The organism is Flavobacterium arcticum, assembly GCF_003344925.1.
GTDB classification, from domain to species: domain Bacteria; phylum Bacteroidota; class Bacteroidia; order Flavobacteriales; family Flavobacteriaceae; genus Flavobacterium; species Flavobacterium arcticum.
In genome coordinates, this window is sequence record NZ_CP031188.1 from 451820 (window position 1) to 470564 (window position 18745).

The 18745-nt window shown below is 35.7% G+C and carries 21 protein-coding genes and 5 tRNA genes; 14 read left to right on the plus strand and 12 right to left on the minus strand.

What is annotated here, in order from left to right:
* Positions 1–5: 5 nt before the first annotated feature.
* The 4 genes from DVK85_RS01995 to tgt all read right to left on the minus strand — a co-directional run bounded on the left by DVK85_RS01995 (position 6) and on the right by tgt (position 4134).
* A complete protein-coding gene (locus tag DVK85_RS01995) occupies positions 6–959 on the minus strand; it encodes an acetyl-CoA carboxylase carboxyltransferase subunit alpha (protein ID WP_114676830.1) in 954 nt (317 codons plus the stop codon).
* 78 nt (positions 960–1037) lie between these two features.
* A complete protein-coding gene (locus DVK85_RS02000; RefSeq protein WP_114676831.1) occupies positions 1038–1922 on the minus strand; it encodes a DMT family transporter in 885 nt (294 codons plus the stop codon).
* A complete protein-coding gene (locus DVK85_RS02005; protein WP_114676832.1) occupies positions 1909–2982 on the minus strand; it encodes an LptF/LptG family permease in 1074 nt (357 codons plus the stop codon). The genes DVK85_RS02000 and DVK85_RS02005 overlap by 14 nt, the downstream gene beginning before the upstream one ends.
* Positions 2983–3003: 21 nt before the next feature.
* Positions 3004–4134 (minus strand): tRNA guanosine(34) transglycosylase Tgt, encoded by a 1131-nt coding sequence (gene tgt / locus DVK85_RS02010; RefSeq protein ID WP_114676833.1) that lies wholly within the window; start codon positions 4132–4134, stop codon positions 3004–3006.
* A gap of 120 nt (positions 4135–4254) precedes the next feature.
* On the opposite strand from tgt, the gene DVK85_RS02015 reads away from it, so the two are divergent.
* The 4 genes from DVK85_RS02015 (at position 4255) to DVK85_RS02030 (ending at position 7368) form a co-directional block, all read left to right on the plus strand.
* On the plus strand, positions 4255–4752 hold the full coding sequence (locus tag DVK85_RS02015) for a hypothetical protein (RefSeq protein WP_114676834.1): 498 nt from the start codon (positions 4255–4257) through the stop codon (positions 4750–4752).
* Positions 4753–4826: 74 nt separating this feature from the next.
* Positions 4827–5675 (plus strand): transketolase, encoded by an 849-nt coding sequence (locus tag DVK85_RS02020; protein ID WP_114676835.1) that lies wholly within the window; start codon positions 4827–4829, stop codon positions 5673–5675.
* 13 nt (positions 5676–5688) lie between these two features.
* Entirely contained in the window at positions 5689–6642 is a 954-nt protein-coding gene (locus DVK85_RS02025; RefSeq protein WP_114676836.1) for a transketolase family protein, read from the plus strand.
* 75 nt (positions 6643–6717) lie between these two features.
* Positions 6718–7368: a hypothetical protein gene (locus DVK85_RS02030; protein WP_114676837.1), complete on the plus strand. Its 651-nt coding sequence runs from the start codon at positions 6718–6720 to the stop codon at positions 7366–7368.
* Between the two features lie 56 nt (positions 7369–7424).
* Here the strand turns inward: DVK85_RS02030 and DVK85_RS02035 are convergent, their stop codons facing one another.
* On the minus strand, positions 7425–8315 hold the full coding sequence (locus DVK85_RS02035; protein ID WP_114676838.1) for an FKBP-type peptidyl-prolyl cis-trans isomerase: 891 nt from the start codon (positions 8313–8315) through the stop codon (positions 7425–7427).
* Positions 8316–8395: 80 nt separating this feature from the next.
* Here DVK85_RS02035 and DVK85_RS02040 point away from each other — a divergent pair, with 80 nt between their 5' ends.
* Genes DVK85_RS02040 through DVK85_RS02050 form a run of 3 tightly spaced genes read left to right on the plus strand, consistent with a single transcriptional unit; the run spans position 8396 to position 9869 of the window.
* A complete protein-coding gene (locus DVK85_RS02040; protein WP_114676839.1) occupies positions 8396–8791 on the plus strand; it encodes an RNA-binding S4 domain-containing protein in 396 nt (131 codons plus the stop codon).
* The gene (locus DVK85_RS02045) at positions 8778–9362 is read left to right on the plus strand and encodes a methyltransferase (RefSeq protein WP_114676840.1); all 585 of its coding nucleotides are present in this window, start codon (positions 8778–8780) and stop codon (positions 9360–9362) included. Before DVK85_RS02040 ends, DVK85_RS02045 begins: the two co-directional genes overlap by 14 nt.
* A gap of 9 nt (positions 9363–9371) precedes the next feature.
* The gene (locus tag DVK85_RS02050; RefSeq protein ID WP_114676841.1) at positions 9372–9869 is read left to right on the plus strand and encodes a phosphoribosyltransferase family protein; all 498 of its coding nucleotides are present in this window, start codon (positions 9372–9374) and stop codon (positions 9867–9869) included.
* On the opposite strand, the gene DVK85_RS02055 is transcribed toward DVK85_RS02050, so the two are convergent.
* Positions 9866–10381: a shikimate kinase gene (locus DVK85_RS02055; protein ID WP_114676842.1), complete on the minus strand. Its 516-nt coding sequence runs from the start codon at positions 10379–10381 to the stop codon at positions 9866–9868. The genes DVK85_RS02050 and DVK85_RS02055 overlap by 4 nt on opposite strands.
* A gap of 129 nt (positions 10382–10510) precedes the next feature.
* Here DVK85_RS02055 and DVK85_RS02060 point away from each other — a divergent pair.
* The 6 genes from DVK85_RS02060 to DVK85_RS02085 all read left to right on the plus strand — a co-directional run bounded on the left by DVK85_RS02060 (position 10511) and on the right by DVK85_RS02085 (position 14349).
* Positions 10511–10583, plus strand: a tRNA-Lys gene (locus DVK85_RS02060).
* 31 nt (positions 10584–10614) lie between these two features.
* Positions 10615–10687, plus strand: a tRNA-Lys gene (locus tag DVK85_RS02065).
* Positions 10688–10745: 58 nt separating this feature from the next.
* Positions 10746–10827: transfer RNA gene (locus DVK85_RS02070), tRNA-Leu, on the plus strand.
* Between the two features lie 128 nt (positions 10828–10955).
* On the plus strand, positions 10956–12074 hold the full coding sequence (locus DVK85_RS02075; RefSeq protein ID WP_114676843.1) for an amidohydrolase: 1119 nt from the start codon (positions 10956–10958) through the stop codon (positions 12072–12074).
* Complete coding sequence (gene alr / locus DVK85_RS02080; protein WP_114676844.1) at positions 12074–13219, plus strand: alanine racemase; 1146 nt, start codon at positions 12074–12076, stop codon at positions 13217–13219. The genes DVK85_RS02075 and alr overlap by 1 nt, the downstream gene beginning before the upstream one ends.
* Before the next feature lie 392 nt (positions 13220–13611).
* Positions 13612–14349, plus strand: coding sequence for an endonuclease/exonuclease/phosphatase family protein (locus DVK85_RS02085; protein WP_205431292.1), 738 nt, complete (start codon positions 13612–13614; stop codon positions 14347–14349).
* A gap of 75 nt (positions 14350–14424) precedes the next feature.
* On the opposite strand, the gene DVK85_RS02090 is transcribed toward DVK85_RS02085, so the two are convergent.
* From DVK85_RS02090 to proS, 6 genes are all read right to left on the minus strand, one after another.
* Positions 14425–14763, minus strand: a complete 339-nt coding sequence (locus DVK85_RS02090) for a hypothetical protein (RefSeq protein ID WP_205431294.1) — start codon at positions 14761–14763, stop codon at positions 14425–14427.
* A gap of 7 nt (positions 14764–14770) precedes the next feature.
* Positions 14771–15319 (minus strand): RNA polymerase sigma factor, encoded by a 549-nt coding sequence (locus DVK85_RS02095; protein WP_114676846.1) that lies wholly within the window; start codon positions 15317–15319, stop codon positions 14771–14773.
* 169 nt (positions 15320–15488) lie between these two features.
* On the minus strand, positions 15489–15740 hold the full coding sequence (rpsT, locus tag DVK85_RS02100) for a 30S ribosomal protein S20 (RefSeq protein WP_114676847.1): 252 nt from the start codon (positions 15738–15740) through the stop codon (positions 15489–15491).
* Positions 15741–15778: 38 nt separating this feature from the next.
* Positions 15779–15850: transfer RNA gene (locus tag DVK85_RS02105), tRNA-Glu, on the minus strand.
* Between the two features lie 57 nt (positions 15851–15907).
* Positions 15908–15979, minus strand: a tRNA-Glu gene (locus DVK85_RS02110).
* An 80-nt stretch (positions 15980–16059) separates the two neighbouring features.
* A complete protein-coding gene (proS, locus tag DVK85_RS02115; RefSeq protein ID WP_114676848.1) occupies positions 16060–17535 on the minus strand; it encodes a proline--tRNA ligase in 1476 nt (491 codons plus the stop codon).
* A 103-nt stretch (positions 17536–17638) separates the two neighbouring features.
* Here proS and DVK85_RS02120 point away from each other — a divergent pair, with 103 nt between their 5' ends.
* The gene (locus tag DVK85_RS02120) at positions 17639–18730 is read left to right on the plus strand and encodes a hypothetical protein (protein ID WP_114676849.1); all 1092 of its coding nucleotides are present in this window, start codon (positions 17639–17641) and stop codon (positions 18728–18730) included.
* Positions 18731–18745: the final 15 nt, after the last annotated feature.

Consider the following 18745-nt stretch of genomic DNA (forward strand, 5'->3'; position numbering starts at 1 on the left):
GCTTACTATTCTTTATATTCGCCCATATTACTATACTTATCCATCCTTTTTGATAATAAATCGGTTGTTGATAAGTCTTTTAATTCATTATAGGCTTTCAAGATGTATTTCTCCATACTTTTAAAGGTAGTTGCTCTGTCATAATGAGCACCACCAAGTGGTTCTGGAATAATATCATCAATCAATTTTTGTTTCTTCATATCAAAAGAAGTCAGCTTCAATGCTTCGGCTGCTTGTTCTTTAAATTCCCAACTTCTCCATAATATTGATGAGCAAGATTCAGGAGAGATAACAGAGTACCATGTATTTTCAAGCATAAATACTTTATCGCCCACACCTATACCTAATGCACCACCCGATGCACCTTCGCCAATAATAATGGTAATAACAGGTACTTTTAAACGTACCATTTCAAATATATTTCTAGCAATAGCTTCTCCTTGTCCGCGCTCTTCAGCTTCAAGACCAGGATATGCTCCAGGAGTATCTACAAGCGTAATAACAGGGATACCAAACTTTTCTGCCATTTTCATAAGGCGCAAAGCTTTACGATATCCTTCTGGGTTAGCCATACCAAAGTTACGGTACTGCCTTGTTTTGGTATTATATCCTTTTTGCTGACCGATAACCATAAACGACTGACCGCCTATTTTACCAAGCCCACCTATCATGGCTTTATCATCTTTAAAGCCCCTGTCGCCAAAAAGTTCTAAGAAAGTATCTCCCATAAGCGCCTTTACATGATCCATGGTATATGGTCTACTTGGATGTCTAGAAAGCTGAACTCTCTGCCAAGCAGTAAGGTTCTTATATATCTTTTTCTTAGTTTCTTCTAGTTTTTTCTCGATTTGTTTGCATGTATTAGATACATCAACATCCGATTCCTGACCTATAACGGTACATTTATCGAGCTGGTCTTCAAGCTCTTTAATAGGTAATTCAAAATCTAAATATTCCATAATTCCGACAGAATTTTACTTTTGGTTCGAACTACAAAGATAAAAGTTTAAGATTAGATAAAAACAAATCCTAGCCATTTACTTTTCAGTTTTAATATATTTTTTAAGTATTCCGTTGAGAATCACCATTGTTATTATTATTGCAGCCCCTACATAAAATGTCCAACTCATCTTTTCTTTCTCATTAAATACTATTAATGCGAGAATAATCCCATATACAGGTTCTAAATTTATAGTAAGCATTACTGTATAAGGGCTTAAAAACTTCATTATATCTACCGATACGATAAAAGCATACGCTGTGCATATAGAACCTAAAACGAAAAGCCAAAGCCAGTCGGACATTGAGACTATAAAAAAATCAGCTGTAAAACTCCCTGTAAATAATAAGTATAGGGATAGAAAAAGAACGCCTCCAAAAAGTTCATACAAGGATACTACTGATGAATTATATTGCTTGGCATAAATACCGTTAATAGTAGAAAAACAAGCCGATAAAAATGCCGAAGTAAGCGCTAATACTATACCATACATATAATCGCCCTCAAAACGAAAAATAAGGTAAAGACCACCTACTACAAACAACCCAAATAAAACCTCATACCATATTACTTTACGCTTAAAGAAAATGGGCTCTAATAGTGATGTAAAGAATGCTCCTGTGCTAAGGCAAGCCAACGTTACTGAAACATTAGAGACTTTTATGGCTTTAAAAAACGTAAGCCAATGCAATGCTATGATTAAACCTGCTATTAAAAAGCCTACTAATGTTTTGGGCGGTATTTTAAGAGGCATGCGCTTTATAAGCATATAAAGCAAAATAATGAGTACCGCAATAGACATCCTAAACCATACTAGCGGCAAGGCATCAAGCGATATTAATGCGCCTATAACGGCGGTAAACCCCCATATAAATACTATAAAATGGAGCTGTAGGTAACTTTTTATGTTATCTTTTGGCATTTCTTAATAGGAAAATGGCAAGTATGCCGAATGTAATGTTAGGGAACCACACTGCGATAAGCGGCGGAATACTAGACTTCTCTGCCATAGTACCAAAAACCTTATCAAAGAAAATATAGGTAAAGGCAAGCCCTATACCCATAGCAAGGTTTACCCCCATACCCCCCCTACGTTTCATAGATGAAACAGCAACGGCAATAATTGTAAGGATAAATGCCGAAATAGGTATACTGTATTTCTTATACTTAACAACAAGATAAGTATTAATATTAGCCGAACCACTTGCCCGTTCTTTTTCTATAAAACGGTTTAGCTCGCCCAGTGTCATGGTCTCTGCTATATATACAACAGGAGTAAGATCGTCTGGTTCAAAATTAAATTTGAACTTCTTTTCTGTAGCAGACTCAAATGTATCATTTAGTTCCCCTATTGTTCTTTTGTTATATCCTTGTAATGTATAGGTACTATCTTCAGGATTCCATTTTATAGACGTTGCACTAATTTTATACAACATCTCATTATCCTCAAACTTTTCGAGATTAAAGTTATAACCTCTTTTTCGCACGTAATCAAAGCTACTTACATATATCTGCTCGTCAGGACTTATTTGTTTATACACTTCCTGACTCTTCCTTATTTCTTTACGGCTAAGATACTTATACCTAAAATCATTAAAGCCTTTACTGGCTTTTGGCACAAAAAAGAACCCCATTAATAAGGCTAATAACGATATCATGGTAGCACCTATAATATAAGGTCTTAAGAAACGGTTAAATGATATACCCGAACTTAATATGGCTATAATCTCGGTATTATTAGCTAGTTTAGAAGTAAACCATATAACAGACAGAAAAAGAAAAATAGGAAAAAGAAGGTTGGCAAAATAAATGGTAAAGTCAGCATAATATAATGCAACCTGTATAAACGGAACTTTATTTTCGAGTATCCTATTTATTTTTTCTGATACATCTATTACTATACCTATAGGAATAAAAAGTAGCAACATTACAAAAAATGTGGCTAAGTATCGTTTCAGGATATACCAGTCTATTATTTTCACTAGGCTTTTACTTAAATATAATTATAACCTCTGGTTCATATTTTTCACCATCATATCTTTCCACTCACGGAAATCTCCTGCTAATATATGCTTTCTTGCTTCACGAACCAACCACATATAAAAACCAAGATTGTGTATCGTGGCTATTTGTTTACCCAAATATTCGTTAGCAGCAAAAAGATGTCGCAGATAGGCTTTTGAGTACTCTGTGTCTACAAAGGTTATGCCCATTTCGTCAATAGGAGAAAAATCGTCCTCCCATTTTTTATTTTTTATATTGATAGTACCGTTAGCCGTAAACAACATACCGTTACGCGCATTACGCGTAGGCATAACACAGTCGAACATATCGACGCCCAATGCAATGTTCTCTAATATATTTATGGGTGTACCTACTCCCATAAGGTAACGAGGCTTGTCTTCTGGCAGTATACTACATACTACATCCGTCATAGCATACATTTCTTCGGCAGGTTCTCCTACAGATAATCCGCCGATGGCATTCCCTACTGCTCCAGCATTGGCAATATACTCTGCCGATTGCTGTCGTAAATCAGTATAGGTACTCCCCTGCACTATCGGGAAAAAAGCTTGACTGTACCCATATTTATAAGGCAGTTTGTCCAGATGCGTAATACACCTGTCTAGCCAACGATGCGTCATGTGCATCGAGCGTTTGGCATAGCGATAATCGCACGGGTAAGGTGTACACTCATCAAATGCCATGATAATATCAGCACCAATGGTACGCTGAATTTCCATCACGTTTTCAGGTGAAAAGAAATGGTATGAACCATCTATATGCGATTTAAACTTTACGCCTTCTTCTTTAATCTTTCGGCTTGCCGAAAGTGAATATACCTGATACCCGCCACTATCGGTAAGTATGGGTCTGTCCCAATTCATAAATTTATGAAGCCCTCCCGCTTTTTCTAGTATTTCCGTTTGCGGACGCAAGTACAGGTGGTAGGTATTTCCTAAAATTATATCAGGGTTTATGTCATCTCTAAGTTCACGTTGGTGTACCCCTTTTACCGAGGCTACCGTGCCCACTGGCATAAATATAGGCGTTTCTATAACTCCGTGATCAGTAGTTATAGCTCCTGCTCTTGCTTTGCTTTGTGGGTCTTTTGTAAATAAATCAAATTTCATAGCTCTCTTTTACAGCCTGCAAAGATACATTTTAGATTTGAGAATATAGATTGTAGCTATTAGATAAAGTTGAACAGTAAATAACAATTTGATTATATTCGTTTTTTAAACTCCATACATATGAAATTACTATTCATCACCTTTTTTATATTCCGCTCATCCCTAACCTATTCTCAATCTGATAAAATTACAAAAAGGATACTGAAAAATTCTTTCAAGAAAAGTATTAGATATAAAGATTATAACGATTGGAATGATTGGAGTGGTTATTGGGAAACTAATAATATTGACAGCACCTACTATAAATCTGACACTATTATTCTCATTAATAAGATTGGTTCTCCTTCAGTTGGCTGTAAATTTGTGACTTGGGATTTCTACAAAAAAAATCGTTTTTACATTAATGACATTAATACTTGTAATACAATTAGCAGTGTAAGAGTTATAACACGTGATGATTATTATAGAGTTAAGATTAAAGAGAAAGACTCAATTACCTACATCATTACAAAAAGCTTAAAAACGGAAACCATATATAAGGTACTTTCATTTGAAGTATTACCTGACAGAAGAACTTTAAAGCTCCAAAAACTCAGTCAAAGAACTATCAATAGATAAATTATCTAAAACAATTAATTTGCCCCTCATAAAAATTAGGAGTACTTTTGCACCTGTTTAACTAATTTCTACAAATGAAACCTAATACACAACAACTTAACGATTTAACTACTCAGGTAAGAAGAGATATTCTTCGTATGGTGCATGCCGTAAACTCAGGTCACCCAGGTGGCTCACTCGGCTGTACTGAATTTTTGGTAACACTTTACCAAAATTTAATGGAGCGCAAAGAAGGTTTTGATATGGATGGAATAAATGAAGATTTATTTTTCCTTTCTAACGGACACATCTCTCCTGTATTCTATAGCGTACTAGCACGTAGTGGTTACTTCCCTGTAAGCGAACTAGCTACTTTCCGTTTACTAAACTCAAGACTACAAGGTCACCCTACTACGCACGAAGGTTTACCAGGCATTCGTATGGCATCGGGTTCACTGGGGCAAGGTATGAGCGTAGCACTTGGTGCTGCACAAACCAAAAAACTTAATGGTGAAGATAGCCTTGTATATAGCCTACATGGTGATGGTGAGTTACAAGAAGGACAAAACTGGGAGGCTATTATGTATGCGTCGGCTTACAAAGTAGATAACCTTATATCGACCATAGACCTTAATGGTAAACAAATTGATGGTCCTACCGACGAGGTTTTACCAATGGGTAGCCTTAAAGCAAAATTTGAAGCTTTTGGATGGGACGTGCTAGAAATTAAAGAAGGTAATAACATAGAGGCTATTATAGCAGGTATGACCGAAGCGAAAGCCAAAACTGGAAAAGGAAAGCCTGTTTGTGTATTGTTATATACTGAGATGGGTAATGGTGTCGATTTTATGATGCATACTCACGCTTGGCACGGTAAAGCTCCTAACGATGAGCAACTTGAAAAAGCATTAGCACAAAATGCAGAAACTTTAGGGGACTATTAATTATTAGAACATCATGACGAAATATACAAATACAGGAAATAAAGATACACGCTCTGGTTTTGGAGCAGGACTTACCGAACTGGGTAAAACTAACGAAAATGTAGTAGCACTTTGTGCCGACCTTATTGGTTCGCTTAAAATGGATGATTTTAAAAAGAATCACCCAGAGCGTTTCTTTCAGGTAGGTATTGCCGAAGCTAATATGATAGGTATGGCTGCAGGTATGACTATTGGTGGTAAAATACCATTTACGGGTACTTTTGCTAACTTTTCTACAGGAAGGGTTTATGACCAAATACGCCAATCTGTTGCTTATAGCGATAAAAATGTAAAAATATGTGCATCGCACGCTGGGCTTACGCTAGGCGAAGATGGTGCTACTCACCAAATACTAGAAGACATAGGGTTAATGAAAATGCTTCCGGGCATGACGGTTATTAATACCTGCGATTATAACCAAACCAAAGCAGCTACCATTGCTATTGCAGAACATAATGGTCCTGTTTACTTACGTTTCGGTCGCCCATCTGTACCAAACTTTACACCTGAAAATGGTGAGTTTAAAATTGGTAAAGGGGTTATGCTTAACGAAGGTACTGATGTTACTATAGTTGCTACAGGTCACCTAGTATGGGAAGCACTTGTTGCTGCCGAAGCTCTGGAAGCTAAAGGTATCTCTGCCGAAGTTATAAACATACATACCATTAAACCTCTTGATGAGGAAATGATATTAAAATCTGTTGGTAAAACAGGTTGTGTGGTTACTGCCGAAGAACATAATATATTAGGTGGTCTTGGTGAGAGTGTGGCACGCACATTGACTCTTAACAATCCTGCTCCGCAAGAGTTTGTTGCAGTACAAGATAGTTTTGGAGAAAGCGGAACGCCTGCACAACTAATGGAAAAATACAAATTGAATAGCGATGCTATTATTGCTGCTGTTGAAAAAGTGGTAAAAAGAAAGTAATCGTTTTATTTACTATATTTAAAATCCCAATCGAAAGGTTGGGATTTTTTTTTATTTATAAAAATCAAATTATTCATGAAGAAAACCTTTTTTATAACCCTATCCATATCTCTACTTTTTTATTCCTGTAAAGAGAATATTGAAAAGAAAACTATTCCCAAAGAACCTCAAAGAAAGGAAGAGTTTGTCTTAAAAAAAGACACTATTATCTCTACTAAACTAGAATATTCATTACTTGATAATGATGTTGATGTAAAAAACATACAGTTTCAGCTAGATGATGTTACAAGCGGATTCATGCCAAAAGTAGAAACACAGATTTACCCTAGAAATAAAAAAAATAAAAATTTTGTACACTATACTCTGATTAAATACCCTAAAGAACAAGAGCGATTAAAACAGTCGGAACTTCAGGGTATGTTAATTGTTTATGATTCTGTAGACCCGTATCATTATGGAACAGATACAGAAGAATTTATGGATATTTACTTATCTGGAGAAGAAATATACATATATGATAATCAAGTTAAAGTAGGTATGCATTATAAAGATGTAATTAAAAACTTTGGAAATAATTTTACAAAAGTAGATAGTACTATTATATACAAAAAAGATAATCGTACCGCTTTATTTAAGATTAAAGACAGTATTGTAACCCGAATCAGAATTGGTAAATTCCGAAATGATTTAAATACAGAAGAAATTCTCAACAACAATTTATGGTAACAAAAAAAGCCCGTTCATATATGAACAGGCTTTTTTTATTTTTCAATTTTATTGATTTAAAAGCAATTCGGATCTAAATGTTTTTTAATAGTACCACCATCGCAAGTCGGTATATCTTCAAAATCATACACATCATTAGTACCAGATATTGTTATCTCATAACGAGTAGAGTAACCATCGCCATCATCGTCAATATCAAGATAATTTGGAGCATCATCGCCATCAGTATCATAATCATTTATATCAATACCATTTTCTGTTTCATCTTTATTCAATATCCCATCACCATCACTATCTACATAGTTCAAATCATATAACTTAAAGTTAAAAATAAGTGGGCTGTATGCTGGAATATTTACTTGAGCGAGCTCGTAATACCCATAAGCTGATGGTAAAAACATTACACCCGCACCATAATCTTCAAAATAAGCTGGATCTGGACTATCAGGCACATCTACATAAGTACCCGTATTAAAAAGTGGTATAATTTCTTGCCACCCTAGTATTGTTCCTGCAAGTGAAGGATAGGTTTCAGGATAAGGGTTATAGTCAAACTGTGTTGCGTCGAGTGTAGTACCTCTATATGCTACACGTACTCCGTCAGCTCTCGTTGGCGATTCTCCTACCCCTTGTAGTAACACTAAGTAATATAATGTAAAATCAACATCATCAAGAGTTACTATTTTGCTTTGTAACGGGTATTCTGTTTGATCCCAAATAGAAACTTGATCGCCATCTGTAGGTATTTCCTGCAAGTCTACATTAAAATCTTCATCAACACTTGCAATATAGTGAGTTCTCAAATAATCTTCTATTTCTGCTTTTTCAACCACATACTGCTCTGCATAGTCTCTTGGTGGCTCTATAGAGGCACCATCATCTTTTTTACAAGCAATAAAAAATGTAATCAGTAAAAGCAGGCTAGAAGCCTTTAAAAATCTATTCATTTTAATTTTTATTTTAATGGCGCAAGATACAATTTTCCTTTATTTTTGTACAGCTATAACAATGATTTTTAAGAATTAGTATGAGGATTGATAAATATTTATGGTGTGTGCGTTACTATAAAACACGCAATATAGCTACCGAAGCCTGTAAGAAAGGGCACATAGCTGTAAACGGACAGCAGGTAAAACCCTCGCGGGAGGTTTTCCCTACCGATAAAATAACGGTTCGCCGCGATCAAATTAACTATAAACTAACCGTGTTAGATATTCCTGCAAATCGTGTAGGTCCTAAACTGGTAGATATTTACCGTAAGGATGAAACGCCTGCCGAAGCCTTTGAGCACCTGAAACTACTCAGGCTATCCAAAGACCATTATAGAGCAAAAGGAAGCGGCAGACCCACTAAAAAAGACCGTAGGGATATTGATGATTATTCTAGTGACACTTTAGACATTGATGCTGATGACAACATTTGATAAAAAATACTGGGAAGAGCGTTATCTTAATGATTCTGCTCCGTGGGATATGGGCAAAATTACACCGCCTATAAAAGAATATATCAACCAACTTACCGATAAGTCTTTAAAAATACTTATACCAGGAGCAGGTAACGGTCATGAATTTGAACACTTAATTCATCAGGCATTCTACAATAGCTATGTACTAGATATTGCTCCTTCTCCGTTAGAAAATATACAAAAAAGACTTCCTGAGCTTGACACTAAGCACTTAATTCTTGATGATTTCTTTAAACATGAAGGTCTGTATGACTTGATAATAGAGCAAACTTTCTTTTGTGCCCTCGACCCTTCTTTAAGGAAACAATATGCCGAAAAAATGCATAGTCTTTTAGCTCCCAATGGAAAACTTGTAGGGCTGTTATTTCAATTTCCGCTTACAGAGAAAGGTCCTCCATTTGGCGGTAATACTGAAGAGTATATAGCTACCTTTAAAGGTCTATTTAATATCCGCATCATAGAAACAGCCTATAATTCTATTAAACCAAGAGAAGGTAAAGAACTCTTTTTTATCTTTGAGAAAAAATAACGTTATAACATAATGAGCCACATCATACTTACTCAGCAGGAAATAGAACATAAAACAACTCGTATGGCTTACCAGATATACGAAACATTTGTAGATGAAAAAGAAGTGGTACTTGCAGGAATAGCGAGTAATGGTTACATTTTTGCGCAGAAACTAGCTACTGCCCTCGAAAAAATTTCTGACCTAAAAATAACTTTGTGCGAGGTAAAAATAAACAAACAGCAACCGCTTGATGGTGTACAAACATCATTAACGCCAGAAGAATATACTAATAAAGCACTCGTTTTGGTAGATGATGTACTAAATTCTGGTACTACACTTATATATGGTGTGAAACATTTTCTTGATGTACCACTCAAGAAATTTAAAACAGCTGTTTTAGTAGACCGTAACCACAAGCAATACCCAGTAAAAGCTGATTTTAAAGGACTGTCTTTATCTACATCTTTAAAAGAGCATATAAAAGTAGTATTTACAGATAACGAAGCTTATGCTTGTCTTAGCTAAAGTAAGCTCATTATTTCATTAACAATAGCTTCAAGGCTTTTATCATCTGTAGCTACCCTATGCTTTGCCTGCATATAGTAATAACTACGATCAAACAAATGTTTGGCTACAAACTCTTCTAGCTCTTCCCCCCTTAAATTATTAAGCATGGGTCTTTCGTTAGACTGCGTCTCTATACGACTTACAACTTCTTTTATTGATGTTTTTAAATATATAGATAGTACATCATCCCTTTGTAAAAACTCATGATTATTAGCGTAGCAAGGTGTGCCACCGCCAAGACTTAAAATAAAACTTTCATTTTTGTTTACAATTTCTTTTAATGCTATGTGCTCTTTTTTCCGAAATTGTATTTCTCCGCCCTCTAAAAAAAGCTGTGGAATTGTTTTTCCTGTCTGTTGCTCGATAACTTCGTCAAGATCTAGGTAGGTAATACCCGAAGCCTGAGCCAGTAAACGCGCTATTGTGGTCTTACCAGAAGCCATATATCCACATAAAATAATTTTTTTCATATAATAATCCACTATATATTAAGTCGTTAAACAATTTTAGTAAAAAAAAACTCAAATTTATAACAAAATGGCTTTGAATAATAAATAATACATCCGTATATTTGCACCCGCATTCAGGGAATGAAACACGACTCGATAGCTCAGTTGGTAGAGCACATCACTTTTAATGATGGGGTCCTGGGTTCGAGCCCCAGTCGGGTCACTAATAAGACCTTTTTCATTACCTAATGCACGACTCGATAGCTCAGTTGGTAGAGCACATCACTTTTAATGATGGGGTCCTGGGTTCGAGCCCCAGTCGGGTCACAAAAAAAAGTTAAGCTGTCATTATACATGCTTAACTTTTTTTATTTAAAGTAATAATGGCCACGTGGAGAAATTGGTAGACTCGCCATCTTGAGGGGGTGGTGCTGCAAGGCGTATGGGTTCGAATCCCATCGTGGTCACAAAAAGCTATAGTATATTAATTAATATACTATAGCTTTTTTTATACAGTGAGACATTAAAAAAGCCATACTATCTCATTTTTCTACCTCCTGTTTTTTTTGTATCATTATAAAAATTAAAAATAATCATGGAGGAACTCACCACCCTGAGGCATTACTTGCATCAAAACCCCGAAGTATCACAAAACGAATTTGAAACCCAAAAATATTTACTATCGCTTTTAAATAAACTAAATGCTGATAAAATAGAGAAAACAGCTAACACTGGTATTTTGGTTAGTTTTATTGGGAAAAACTTTGGGAAAAACATATTATTACGCGCTGATATAGATGCTTTACCCATAGAGGAAACCATAACTACTGAATATAAATCGACAATTACAGGAGTATCGCATAAATGCGGACATGACGGACACGCTACCATTATGTATGGTGTTGCCCAGCACTATGCAGCACAACGACCTGAAAAAGGGAATGTGTACCTTCTGTTTCAGCCTGCCGAAGAAAACGGTTGGGGCGCACGTAATGTTGTAGCTGATGGTACATTGAAAAACCTGAATATCGATATGGTTTTTGCATTACATAACTTACCTGGTTTTAAAAAGCATAACATAGTATGCAAAACAGGAAGCTTTACATCTAGCGTAGTGAGTCTTGCAGCTTATTTTAAAGGATATACTGCACATGCTGCTGAACCTTGGAATGGAAGAAACCCCGCAGGAGCAATAAGCGAATATATGTTAAATGCTCTATCACTCAATGCAGAAGAAAAGCCCGCCTATATAACAGTAACGCCTGTGCATATGGAAATGGGTGAGAAAGCCTATGGTATATCAGCAGGTGAAGGCTCTGTACATTTAACAGTTCGTGCTGATAATAATGAAAGGCTTAATAAAGTGATGGGTGTGATGAGAAATATGGCCACTGAAATTGCTAAAAAGGAAGAACTTGAGGTTACTTTTGAAGTAATTGAGCCTTTTGAATCGAACCAAAATCATCCTGATGCTGTAAATATAATACACAAAGCTGCGAATGTTGCAAAGCTAGAATATGAGGGAATAGCCGACGGATTTAGGTTTGGAGAAGACTTTGGAATTTTTACCAACATTTATCCTGGGGCTATGTTTGGTATTGGCTCTGGCGAAAAGTGTTTCCCACTCCACCACCCTGCTTATGATTATCCTGACGAAATTACAACAACAGGTATTACAATGTTTACAACCATACAAAAAGAGGCGCAACAATAATGAAAGCATCATCAGTAATAAAACTTAACCAAACGGCTCTACAATCTAATTGGGAATTTTTAAGAAGTTTTTTTAAAGGCAAACAAATAAGCGCAGTTGTAAAAGGTAATGCCTATGGGCATGGTATAACTGCATATGTACCTATGGCAGAAGCCTGTGGCGTTAATCACTTTGCTGTATTTAATGCAGGTGAAGCCTATGAAGTATATGAGGTTGCTTCGCCCAGTAGTACAATAATGATAATGGGGTCACTTGACGATGATGATATTGAGTGGGCTATAGAGAAAGATATTGAGTTTTACGTATTTACAATGGAACGTTTAGCAACAGCTATTAATACCGCTGCAAAGCTGAATAAAAAAGCATTAATACATATAGAAATAGAAACAGGTATGTACCGTACCGGTTTTGAACAGAGTACTATACCAGAATTAATAACTCATCTAAAAAATAATACTGATACATTAGTATTTAAAGGACTGTGCATGCACTTTGCAGGAGCAGAAAGTATTGCTAACTATGTACGCGTAAAAAAGCAAAAAATTAGTTTTAAAAAGGCTCTTAAAGTTTTTAAAGAAGCTGGGATAATGCCCGAAATTATTCATACTTGTTGCTCAGCAGCAGCAGTTCGACTGCCCGATATGCATTATGATATGATAAGGATAGGTATTATGCAATATGGTTTTTGGTCGGGTCCTGAAGTTTTGATAGAGTACCTTAACAAGTATAATGTAGAGGAGTCACCCCTAAAGCGAATACTAAGTTGGGAAAGCACCATTATGAGTATTAAAGAAGTCCCTCCGGGAGAATTCATCGGTTATGGGGCTACTTTCTTTTCACACCAAACAATGCTTTTAGCGATCGTTCCTGTAGGATATGCGCACGGTTTTAGCAGAAGCCTTAGTAACACCGGTATTGTATTAATAAACGGGCGTAGAGCGCCAGTAGTAGGTATGGTAAACATGAACTGTATAGCCATAGATGTAACTAATATGAGTGATGTAAAAATAAACGATACCGTAATACTAATAGGTATGCAAGGAGGACATGAAGTTAGTGTAGCTTCATTTGGAGAAATGAGCAATCAACTTAACTATGAGTTATTAACACGACTACCTATTAATATAGAAAGAAAGATGGTGTAAACTAGAAAGTTAAGTTATAACATAAAAGCACCAATTGACTATAGCTGTACTATATTTGTACCTATCAACTAATACGATATATTTTGAATACGTTTCTTATTATTCTAACTGGAACGCTACTACTGTTTACAGTACTATCTTTAATCCGAAATGATTATTGGGTATTTCGCGTTTTCGATTATCCGCGTTTACAGAAACTCACACTATCTATATTTTGCCTTGTATTAATAGTCTTATTATACAAAGAGAAAAGTATATTGTATTGGGTATTAACCACCCTAATAAGTAGCAATATACTATACTTAATATACCAAATACTACCTTTTACTATAGCAGGTAAAAAGCAAGTACATAAATCTGCCTCAAGTAAGCCTGAACAAAGTATCAGTATCATGATTAGTAACGTGTACCAATACAATACTAATACAAAAGGTTGCCTTAAAGAAATATACAAAGCAAACCCTGATGTAGTATTTTTATTAGAAACAAATAATACATGGAAAGAAGGTACTGATGAACTTAATGAAAAGTATCCTTATCATATAAAAGTACCACAAGAAAACACTTATGGTATGCTCTTATATTCTAAGCTCGAATTAACTGATAGTAAAGTTAAATTTATAGTAGAAAATGATATACCTTCTATACATACTAAACTAATTTTAAAAAGTGGAGCAACAGTAATGCTATATGGCATTCACCCTACCCCTCCTTCTCCTACCGAAAACGAACGATCTACAGAGCGAGATAAAGAATTATTGTTAATAGCTGATATTGTTAAAGAACAAGACAAACCTGTAATAGTAATTGGTGATTTAAATGATGTAGCTTGGAGCCATACCACAAGTCTTTTTTTAAAAATGAGTGGGCTACTCGACCCAAGACGTGGTAGAGGTTTTTTTAACTCATTTCATGCACGTTATCCTTTTTTGCGTTTCCCTTTAGATCATGCTTTCATTTCTCCTGCCTTTAAACTCAATAAAATAAAAAGGTTAGATAGCTATGGTTCTGATCATTTTCCGATATTTATCGAAATACAGTATGAACCACAAGACACAAGTGATAAAGAAGTAATGCAGCCTGACACAGATGATATAAAGGAAGCTAACGAAAAGAAAAACAAAAAATAAAAACCATTTAACAAAAAAAGCCCTAAAGAGGGCTTCAATTAAAATAACAGTTATTGATTGATTGATTGATGAATGTTAGCAGCGTTTTTGCCATTCCTCACGAAATTTTGAAAGTTCTTCTTCACTCATCCCTTTCAGCTTTTTTCGCATTGCTCTTTTTTTTCGTGATTTTTTATCTGATTTAAATCTATCATCAGAGCCAAGTCCTCCAAATAATATTTTGGAAAGCAACAGTAAACCTAAAGCTTGCCAGTAACTTACTTGCTTAACACCAATAACCTCAGGTAAAATATTATTCCATAGTAACATTACTACAGCCGACAGACCAAATATAAGTGCCAGCACAAAAGGAATCATTAAAAGCATTTTTAATTTTTTTCGTCTTTTAATTTTTTTGTTTATCTCTTTATCCATTTTTATATTAGTTTAAATCATTATATAAATTTAACAATCGTTTTCGCAAGTGTTTCACAGCATAGGTTTTACGACTTATAATTGTTTTTATATTCTCCTGCTGTGTTGTAGCTATTTCCTGCAACGTTACCCCTTCTATTTCATTAAGTATAAATACTTGTCGTTGTTTTTCTGGCAACTCATTTAATGCTTTTAAAAGTGCGTCCCAAAAAATTTGTTTAAACAAAGTCAATTCAGGATCATTTGTAGTATCTAGCAGTAAAATATCTCTTATCTCTACTTCATCTTCTTCTGTTTCATAAGTGTAATCTTCAAGTAATACATCCGATTTTTTACGATATAGGTCTGTAATCTTATTTCTTGCAACCCGATATAGCCATGCACTTATGTTTTCTAACTCATCTAGATTAGTAAGCCTGCTTAGCTGATACCATACATCTTGTATTACATCCTGAGCATCTTCATGGCGGTTTACTCTGCCGATAACAAAACCAGATAATTGAGAACTAAATTCTTTAATTATCTCTGATGTAACATGTTTTCTTTTTCTCGGCATTTTGGTTTTGCTTGCTATATACTATAGAAGACGAATGAAGTACTATTTTACTTTAAAAAAATTGATTTTTTTTAAAGTAAAATAAAAAAGGCAGTAAAGAGAATATTATAGTAACAAAAAAAGCCCCCAAAAATGGGAGCTAAAAATATTATGAACACTAGTTTGCTTATTAAAGCGCTGCTACGTGCTTAGTAAGTTTTGATTTAAGGTTAGAAGCCTTGTTAGCGTGAATAATATTCTTCTTCGCTAATTTATCAATCATAGAGATAACACCAGAAAGTTTCTCTGAAGCTTCATTTTTATCTGTAGCTACACGTATAGCTTTAATCGCATTACGAGTAGTTTTGTGCTGATACTTGTTCAACACTCTTTTCTTTTCGCTAGTTCTTATTCTTTTTAAAGCTGACTTATGATTTGCCATTTTCTTTTATCTTAAATGTCTTAAATTATTCTTTTTTGTAGTCCGTAGGGGAATCGAACCCCTGTTACCAGGATGAAAACCTGGCGTCCTAACCCCTAGACGAACGGACCATTAAATGTTCCTGAAGTCTTGGTGATTATTCAAAATTCCTTCAACTTCTATTTTTGTAGCCCGTGGGGGAATCGAACCCCCCTTACCAGGATGAAAACCTGGCGTCCTAACCGATAGACGAACGGGCCATTTTGTTTCTCTAATGCGGATGCAAAAATACAACTATTTTTTAGTTACGCAATAGTCGAAACAAAAAAAATAAAAAAAATTAATAAGCCTTTGCAAATAGCACTCTACCAACAGACGGATTGCCTGTTAACACACATGCTCCAGCCTCTTCTTTCCTGTCTAAAGTAATACATCTTATGGTCGCTTTAGTAAGATCTTTTATCTTATCTTCCGTTTCTGGAGTACCATCCCAATGAGCTGATATAAAGCCTCCTTTGTTCTCTAAAACCTCTTTAAATTCATCAAAACTATTTACCTCCGTAATGTGTGAATCTCTATAGGTTTGTGCTTTGGCGTATAAGTTTGTTTGTATTTCTTCAAGCAAATCTTGTATATAGGTAACAATATCTGTATTACTAACAATTTCTTTCGTTAGTGTATCTCTACGGGCAACTTCAAATGTGCCATTCTCTAAATCTTTTGGACCAAGTCCTATACGTACTGGCACGCCTTTAAGTTCATATTCATTAAACTTAAAGCCTGGCTTATGTGTATCTCTATTATCATATTTAACTGATATATTAAGCTTTCTCAGCTTAGCCATCAATTCATTTGCTGCATCAGATACTGCATCAAACTGCTCATCGTTTCTGTATATTGGTACAATAACAACTTGTATTGGCGCAAGGTTTGGTGGTAACACTAGTCCGTTATCATCAGAGTGTGTCATTACAAGTGCTCCCATCAATCGGGTAGATACCCCCCATGAAGTAGCCCACACATGTTCTTGCTTACCTTCTTTATTTGCAAATTTTACATCAAAAGCTTTTGCAAAATTTTGACCTAAAAAATGCGATGTTCCTGCCTGTAAAGCCTTACCATCTTGCATTAAGGCTTCTATACAATAAGTTTCTATTGCTCCTGCAAAACGTTCATTAGCCGTTTTTACACCTTTTATAACCGGTATTGCCATAAAGTTTTCAGCAAAATCTGCATATACATTCATCATTTGTTCTGCTTCAGCAACAGCTTCTTTTTCTGTAGCATGAGCTGTATGCCCTTCTTGCCAAAGAAACTCTGCTGTACGTAAAAACAGTCTAGTCCTCATCTCCCAGCGCACCACATTTGCCCATTGATTTATAAGCAATGGTAAATCACGATACGATTGTATCCATCCTTTATAAGTATCCCATATAATAGTTTCAGAAGTTGGGCGCACTATAAGCTCCTCTTCTAGTTTAGCATCAGGGTCTACTTCTATTGTCTTACCATCTGCAGCAGTTCTTAGCCTATAATGAGTAACTACAGCACACTCTTTAGCAAAACCATCTACATGGCTTGCCTCTTTGCTAAAATATGATTTGGGTATAAACAACGGGAAATAGGCATTTTGGTGTCCTGTTTCCTTAAACATCCTGTCTAACTCTGCCTGCATTTTTTCCCAAATTGCATAGCCATATGGTTTTATTACCATACATCCCCTTACTCCCGAGTTTTCAGCAAGGTCTGCTTTTACAACCAGTTCATTATACCATTTGGAATAATCTTCTGACCGTTTAGTTAAGTTCTTACTCATTTTTATTTAGATTGGCACAAATATTGTTTATATTTATTTAGTAGAAATCGTTTGGCAAAAATAACCATTTTGCAAAGCCCAACAATAAAAAAAATGCAGAGATATGAAAACTAATTACTACAAACTACGTCAAATCTCCTTATACTCAGTGTTGAGTATCTTAGGGCTTGCCGTAACTTCATGCAGCTCATACCAAAATAATTCGACTTATAGTAATGATGGAATATATGGCTCAGTTCCTCATGATGAGAACAATGAACCCGTATATACTTATAATGATGGTAATGTCGATGAATATCGTGATGGCGATGTATCGGGGCAAAACATGAATTATACAACTTATTTCAAGTCACTTCAAAACCAATACCCTGGAACAGCTTTTACAGATGTAGAAGAATACAACTCGTATGAAGAAGATTCCCTTACAGTACAAGAAGGTGATAGTTATACTACATATGACGACTATAATGCATATCCGGGTTGGGGCGAGCAAACTGATAATGTAGTTGTAAATGTTTACGGAGGCTACGGTTATGGCGGCTGGAATAACTGGAATTACCCTTATTATGGAGGCTACTATGGCGGATGGAATAATGGTTGGTATGGTTCAGGCTGGAGTATAGGTTTAGGTTGGGGTTATGGTGGCTGGGGCTACGGTGGCTGGGGCTGGAACAACTGGAACTATCCTTATTATGGAGGCTACTATGGTGGCGGATGGGGTTATAATGGTTGGGGCAACAACTACTATTATGGCAATAACCATTATTACGGAAATAGATCTAGTAACTATTATGCTGGAGGTAGAAATCAGTATTACAATAATCGTCGTAGCGCTAGTAGAACTGCAAATTACAACTCAAGCAGAAGAAGCACTACTACAAATAGCTCTCGAAGAGCTACAAACACCAATAGCGTAAGAAGAACACAAGGTAATTCACGCTATAATACTTCTACTAATAGAAATAGTAGCCGAAGTATTTACAACAACTCTTCAAGAAACAATAATAATAGAAATTATTCTCCATCACGTAGCACTAGAAGTAGCTCGCCTTCTAGAAGCAGCACAAGAAGTAGTTCTCCCTCTAGAAGTAGCACTGTAAGCCCTTCAAGAAGCTCAGGTAGTTTTGGCGGAGGTAGATCATCTGGCGGAGGTTCTCGTGGCGGCTCTCGTAGCAGTGGTGGTAGAAGAGGTTAAAAAAATCAAGCTTTA